Raw genomic sequence first — 7,468 nt, 5'->3', positions numbered from 1 at the left:
ATATAAGTGTGTGTATAAAATGTTATATTATAGTAATATTATATATTTCAGAAGTTTTATATTTATGTTGATATGTACTATGTTTTGTTAGTACATGCTTAGAACATGTAATATTCCACTAAAAACTGTGTATATTAAAAATGATTTATTGATTTTATATAGGGAAATGCTAGCTTTATGTGTCGTTGTAAATTACGAACTCCGCTTAACTGAGTACAAATGTACTGTTTTTTTGTTATGCGGACAAAAAAAATGCCTTTTTTTTACTTGTGTATTGCTTAAAATCGGGATTTAGTGGTAATTTAGCGCTCGATTTTTGAATATTATAAATTCTGAACATTTATGAAAAAAGTTATTTTTACAGAAAAGGCACCAGCTGCCATTGGTCCATACAGTCAGGCTATAGAAGCTAACGGAATGATTTTCATGTCAGGACAGATTCCTGTTGTTCCTTCTACAGGGGCATTTATAGAAGGTGGTATTAAGGAGCAGACAACACAGGTTTTTGAAAATATCAAAAGTGTATTGGCCGAAGCAGGTCTTACTACTGCTAATGTGGTGAAAACTACTGTTTTCCTGGCTGATATGTCATTGTTTGCCGAAATGAATGAAGTTTATGCACAGTATTTTGACGGAGCTTTTCCTGCACGTTCTGCAGTTGCGGTAAAAGGCCTTCCTAAAGGAGCTCTGGTAGAAATAGAGTGTATCGCTGTCAGATGATAGAGTGCCGCATTTTTATTTAAAATAAAATCTCCTGTCGTTTCAACTAAAACGACAGGACATTTTCCTTTAAATGACAAGGCATTTTGTTTTATGCAATTCTTATCATGATTTCGTTGCCTTCTGAATTGGTGTCAATTATTATGCTGCTTCCTTCTTTAGGCTCTTCGTCTACCATTAAATCGGCCAGTTTATCCTCAATGTGATTTTGTATGGCTCTTTTCAATGGACGTGCTCCATAGTTTGTGTCCGATCCCAGTCTGGTTATCAGCTTTTTGGCTTCATCGGTAATGGAAATGTTGTATCCCAGCTTTTCTATTCTCTCAAACAGTCCTTTTAACTCTATTTCGGCAATCTTAATCATGTCATCGCCGGAAAGTTGCTTGAACGGAATAATCTCGTCCATTCTGTTTATGAATTCCGGTGCGAATGTTCTTTCCAACTCTTTCCTGATTATGCCGTTGGAGTATTCTTCGTCGTCGGTTCTTGATATTGCTGTAAAACCTATTCCCTTGCCAAATTCTTTTAATTTGCGGCTACCTACATTCGATGTCATTATTATGACCGTGTTCTTGAAGTCTACGGTTTTTCCAGAGTTGTCGGTCAGACGTCCTTCGTCCATTATCTGGAGCAGGAAGTTGTATACATCGCGGTGAGCTTTCTCAATTTCGTCAAACAGAACGATAGAGTAGGGCTTACGTCTTACTTTCTCTGTCAATTGTCCACCCTCGTCATATCCCAGATACCCCGGAGGCGCTCCGGCCATTTTAGCTACAGAGTGTCTTTCCATGTACTCGCTCATGTCAAGTCGTATGACTGAGTCTTTTGAACCGAAAAGCTCTTCGGCCAGAACTTTCGCCAAATGTGTCTTACCAACTCCCGTAGGACCTGTAAACAGGAATGTACCAATAGGCTTATTAGGATCTTTCAATCCTACACGGTTGCGCTTTATGGCTTTTACCAACTTTTCTATTGCATCGTCTTGTCCGATAACTTTCGAAGAAATGTTTTCCTTCATTGACCTAAGCTTGTCACTTTCCGATGTTCCGACTTTCTTCAATGGAACTCCGGACATTAATGAAACAATCTCTTCAATATTCTCAGTATCTACTGTTTTTCGGTTTTGTTTGGCCTCTTCTTTCCATGCAAGTTTCATCCTTTCCAGCTCGTTCTGGAGGTTCTTTTCTTTGTCCCTCAGGCCGGCTGCCATTTCGAAGTTTTGCAGTCGGATAGCCTCATGCTTGTGCTCTTTGGTCTCTTCGATAAGCTTTTCCTGCTCTTCTATTTCTTTCGGAACAGATACGTCTTTAAGATGAATTCTTGAGCCGGCCTCGTCGATGACATCAATAGCTTTGTCCGGGAAGAATCTGTCGTTTATATACCTGTCTGCCAGTTCCACACATCTGCTTATAGCCTCGTCGGTGAATCTTACGTTGTGGAAATCCTCGTACTGTTCCTTTATGTTCATAAGAATCTGCAGAGTCTCTTCTTTGGTGGTAGGCTCTACTGTTACTTTCTGGAATCTTCTTTCCAGTGCACCGTCCTTTTCTATCGACTTTCTGTATTCATCTAATGTCGTGGCACCGATACATTGCATTTCTCCTCTGGCCAGCGATGGCTTCAGAATATTTGCAGCATCCATAGAGCCAGCGGCAGAGCCTGCTCCTATGATGGTATGTATTTCGTCGATAAATAATATTACGTTAGGGTTCGATTTGGCTTCCTTTATAACTCCTATGATTCTCTCTTCGAACTCACCGCGATACTTGGTGCCCGCTACGAGTGCTGTCAAATCAAGTGTGATAATGATTTTGTCAAGTAAACTTCTGGGAACCTTCTTTTCTGCTATTCTGATGGCAAGACCTTCTACGATGGCAGATTTACCTACTCCGGGTTCGCCTATCAATACAGGGTTGTTCTTCTTTCTTCTGCACAGAATTTGTGAAATGCGTTCAATCTCCTTGTCGCGTCCTATCACCTTGTCCAGTTTCCCTTCTTCGGCAGCTTCTGTAAGATTAGTTCCAAATTTATTCAGCAAGTCCAGTTTTTTGCCTTTATTGTCATTGTTGCCGGGCTTCTGCTCATATTCGGTTTTTCTTTGTGACTCGCTATTGCCGAACATTCCGTCTCTGCGTCGTTCTATTCCGTTGTCATCGTCTTCCTCGTCAAAACTTAATCCGGACGATGGCGAACTCTGAGGAGCGCCGTATAGTTTTTCTTTTACCTTTTCGTATGTAATATTGTTTTGAATCAAAACTTTGGCTGCATTGTTTTTTTCTTCTTTCATAATTCCTAATAAAATGTGTTCCGAACCTATTGAATCTTTATTGTCTAGTTTCGATTCGAGGAAACATAATCTTAAAATTCTTATACTCTGGTCATTGAAATTCAAATCTCTGATATCTGTTTTTTGTGTAGTCTGGTTATCTTCCATTGCGCTTATTTCCGATTCCAGCTCTTTTCTGATTTTCTTAAAATCGCCATATAGCTTTCTTATCAAGTCTGCCGCATTACTTTCTTCGGAGCGTATAATCCCTAAAAGCAAATGCTCTGGACTTATACTGGAGGCGTCTGTTCGTGCAGCTTCTTCCTTACTGTACTTTATGACGTCGGCAGCTTCTTTTGTATATGATATTCCGTTCATCTTGTTTGTAGCTGATAGTTCTGTTGTGTTAAAAAGTCCGTCTTTCATAATAAGTATGTAGTAGAAAGGACTTATAATAGGCAAATATATACTATTTTATACTGATAACAAATTTTGTGCCATTTTTTAATGCGGAAATATTGTCAGACTTTTTCCGCTTTTGAGTAAAAAACTTTAATCTTGTACACATTTTTCCGCAAAAAGTTTCGTATATCGTCTAAAAGTAGTACTTTAGCATGGTTTTTCGTGATACGAAAGAGATGTATAATTAATATTTGTTTAAATGCAAGAACAAGACAGAATTATAAAAATTAACATCGAAGAGGAAATGAAGTCGTCGTACATCGATTACTCAATGTCGGTAATCGTGGCGCGCGCCCTCCCTGATGTAAGAGATGGTTTTAAACCTGTACATCGCCGTATTCTTTACGGAATGATGGAACTGGGAAATACTTCGGATAAACCTTATAAGAAATCTGCCAGAATAGTGGGTGAGGTACTTGGTAAATACCACCCTCATGGCGACTCATCAGTATACGGTGCATTGGTGCGTATGGCGCAGGATTGGGCTATGCGTTATCCTTTGGTTGACGGACAGGGTAACTTTGGCTCTGTGGATGGAGACAGTCCTGCCGCAATGCGTTATACTGAAGCAAGACTGAAGAAAATAGGTGAGGAGATGATGCAGGACTTGTATAAAGAAACTGTAGATTTCCAGAACAACTTCGATGACACTCTTCAGGAACCTACTGTGATGCCAACACGTATTCCTAATCTGTTGGTGAACGGTGCATCCGGTATTGCCGTTGGTATGGCTACAAATATGCCGACACATAACCTTGCAGAAGTAATTGACGGATGTGTGGCATATATAGATAATAATGATATTGATGTAGATGGCTTGATGCAATACATCAAGGCTCCTGATTTCCCGACAGGAGGATATATATATGGTGTAAGTGGAGTAAGAGATGCATATGAAACAGGTCGCGGACGTGTGGTTATGCGTGCGAAGACTGAAATCGAAACTCATACTAACCATGACAAGATTATCGTAAACGAGATCCCTTATAATGTAAATAAGAAAGAACTTATCGAACATATCGCTTCTCTGGTAAACGAGAAGAAGATTGAAGGTATCTCATACGTGAACGATGAATCAGACCGCGAAGGTATGCGTATCGTGATAGACGTTAAACGTGATGCCAATGCAAGTGTAGTTCTGAACAAACTGTTCAAGATGACTGCACTCCAGACTTCTTTCGGTGTGAACAATATCGCTTTGGTTAAGGGACGTCCTCGTCTGCTTAATCTTAAGGATTTGATAAGATTGTTCGTCGAACACAGACACGAGGTGGTTATCCGTCGTACACAATACGATTTGCGTAAGGCTCAGGAACGTGCGCACATCCTTGAAGGACTTATCATAGCTTCGGATAATATTGATGAAGTAATCAGAATTATCCGTGCGGCTAAAACTCCTAACGAGGCTGTAACTAACTTGATGACCCGTTTCGAACTCAGCGAAATTCAGGCTCGTGCAATTGTTGAAATGCGTCTCCGTCAGTTGACAGGACTTTTGCAGGAACAGCTTCATGCCGAATACGAAGAGATAATGAAGCAGATTGCCTACTATCAGGAAATTCTTTCTAACGATGAACTCTGTATGAAGGTTATCAAGGATGAACTGATAGAAGTTAAGGAAAAATATGGTGACAAGCGCCGTTCGGAAATAGTTTATGCTTCTGAAGAGTTTAATCCGGAAGACTTCTATGCTGACGAACAGATGGTTATCACTATATCTCATTTGGGATATATCAAGCGTACACCATTGGCTGACTTCCATGCTCAGAACAGAGGTGGAGTGGGTTCTAAGGGTAGTGAAACACGTGATGAGGACTTCATAGAACATATCTATCCTGCAACAATGCACAACACGATGTTGTTCTTCACTCAGAAAGGTAAGTGCTATTGGTTGAAGGTATACGAAATTCCTGAAGGTAACAAGACTTCTAAGGGACGTGCAATCCAAAATCTGTTAAACATCGACAGTGATGATGCCGTAACAGCTTACTTGCGTGTAAAGAACCTTAATGACAAGGAATTCATCAACAGTCATTATGTATTGTTCTGCACTAAGCAGGGTGTAATTAAGAAGACACTGCTTGAACAATATTCTCGTCCTCGTCAGAATGGTGTAAATGCAATTACAATTCGCGAAGACGACAGAGTGATAGAAGTACGTATGACTAACGGCAACAACGAAATAGTTATAGCAAACCGCAACGGACGTGCTATACGTTTCCATGAAAGTGCTGTTCGCGAAATGGGACGTACTGCTACAGGTGTGCGCGGTATTACTCTTGATGAAGACGGTAAGGACGAAGTAATAGGAATGATATGCATTAAGGACCCTGAGAAGGAAACTATAATGGTGGTTTCTGAGAACGGTTATGGTAAGCGTTCAGACATTGAAGATTACCGTAAGACAAACCGTGGCGGTAAGGGTGTCAAGACATTGAATATTACTGAAAAGACTGGTTCACTAGTTGCCATCAAGTCTGTAACAGACGAGAACGACCTTATGATTATAAACAAGTCTGGTATTACAATCCGTGTGAAAGTGGCTGATTTCCGTATCATGGGACGTGCTACTCAGGGTGTGAAACTCATTGACCTGGAGAAACGAAACGACAGTATCGGTTCTGTATGTAAAGTCGATTCTCAACCTGAAGAAGAGGCTCAGTCTGAAGAAGCAGAACAGATTGAAGGCTTATCGGACAATGGGATAGATAACAATGCAAATGAAACCCAAGAAGAAGAGAATAATCAAAACAATTGACTTACTAAAATTTAAAACATTATGAAAAAAGTATTACTAACTGCAGCAGTGATGTTTACCACATGCGCAGTATCAGCACAGACTAGTGTTGTAAAAGAAGCAAAGTCGGCTAAGAGTGATCCTGTTAAGGCGGCTCAGATTATAGAACCGGCATTAAGTGATCCAACTACTGCCAATGATCCTGCAACATGGAAACTTGCTGGTGATTTTCAGAAGGCTATCTATGATGATGAGAATATGAAGCTTTATCTCCCTGGTGGAAATGCTGACACAACAAAACTGTATAACAGCTTGGCCAAGATGTTTGAATACTACATGAAGTGTGACGAAGTAGAACAGGCTAAAGTTGCTAGTGGAGAGTTGAAGAAACCTAAATTGAGAAAGAAACTGGCTAAGACTTTGGCTTCTGTACGTCCTAACCTGACAAATGCAGGATCAGACTCATATAATACTGGAAAATATGATGCTGCGTTGAAGTTCTTCGGATTGTATTGTGATGCTGCTGTATCTCCTCTCTTTGCAGAAATGGACGAAATTAAGAATGATACACTTGTTCCGCTAATAGCAAACTATGCTGTATTGGCTGCAAATTCATTGAAAGACAATGCTGCAGTTATCAAGTATGCTGAAATGGGAAAGAACCATAAGGAAGAAGGATATAGAGCCTTGATGTGTCTTGCCGAAGTTTATAAGACAGATGAATCTAAGGACTCTATCAAATGGCTTGCAACTATCAAAGAAGGTGTAGAGAAATTCCCTGCACAGGAATATTTCGTAGGTAACTTGATGGACAACTACATCCAGAAGGGACAGGTAAAAAAAGCTTTGACTGAAATTGACGGTATTATCGCTAATAACCCTTCACCATATTTCTTGTATGTAAAGGGTGTACTTCAGTATGAAAATAAAGACTATGAAGGAGCTTTGGCTACATTGCAGAAGATTGTGGACAAGAATGACGGTTTCGTAGCAGAAGCATATTCTAAGATGGGTGATTGCTATTTCTTCCCAGGTCAGGATGTAGAAGAAGCTAACTCTAAGTTGGCTATGGACGATCCTAAATATGCTGAAGGTGAAGCAAAGATTAAAGAACTTTATGAGAAAGCATTGCCATATTACGAAAAAGCTAAGGAATTGGCTCCTGATAATAAGGCTTTGTGGGGTCAGTTCTTGTTGAGAATATACTGGAAACTGAACAGAACTGAATATGAAGCTCTTGAAAAAGAACTTGGTTACTAATATAATAAATCTGACAAAAAAAT

General features: G+C 39.9%; 4 protein-coding genes. 3 read left to right on the top strand and 1 reads right to left on the bottom strand.

The annotated features are described in order from the left end of the window. Positions 1-342 precede the first annotated feature (342 nt). On the top strand, positions 343-720 hold the full coding sequence (locus tag I6E11_RS09140) for a RidA family protein (protein ID WP_235337754.1): 378 nt from the start codon (positions 343-345) through the stop codon (positions 718-720). Positions 721-811: 91 nt separating this feature from the next. Here I6E11_RS09140 and I6E11_RS09135 read toward each other — a convergent pair whose 3' ends face one another. Then, the gene (locus I6E11_RS09135) at positions 812-3,364 is read right to left on the bottom strand and encodes an ATP-dependent Clp protease ATP-binding subunit (protein ID WP_235337756.1); all 2,553 of its coding nucleotides are present in this window, start codon (positions 3,362-3,364) and stop codon (positions 812-814) included. Positions 3,365-3,647: 283 nt separating this feature from the next. Here I6E11_RS09135 and gyrA point away from each other — a divergent pair, with 283 nt between their 5' ends. Further along, on the top strand, positions 3,648-6,206 hold the full coding sequence (gene gyrA / locus I6E11_RS09130; protein ID WP_235337753.1) for a DNA gyrase subunit A: 2,559 nt from the start codon (positions 3,648-3,650) through the stop codon (positions 6,204-6,206). 21 nt (positions 6,207-6,227) lie between these two features. Next, on the top strand, positions 6,228-7,445 hold the full coding sequence (locus I6E11_RS09125; RefSeq protein ID WP_235337752.1) for a tetratricopeptide repeat protein: 1,218 nt from the start codon (positions 6,228-6,230) through the stop codon (positions 7,443-7,445). Positions 7,446-7,468: the final 23 nt, after the last annotated feature.

This window comes from Bacteroides caecigallinarum (genome assembly GCF_021531075.1).
In the GTDB taxonomy this organism is placed as follows: domain Bacteria; phylum Bacteroidota; class Bacteroidia; order Bacteroidales; family Bacteroidaceae; genus Phocaeicola; species Phocaeicola caecigallinarum_B.
The sequence above is the reverse complement of the archived record's forward strand: the minus strand, read 5'-3'. Positions and strand labels throughout refer to the sequence as shown.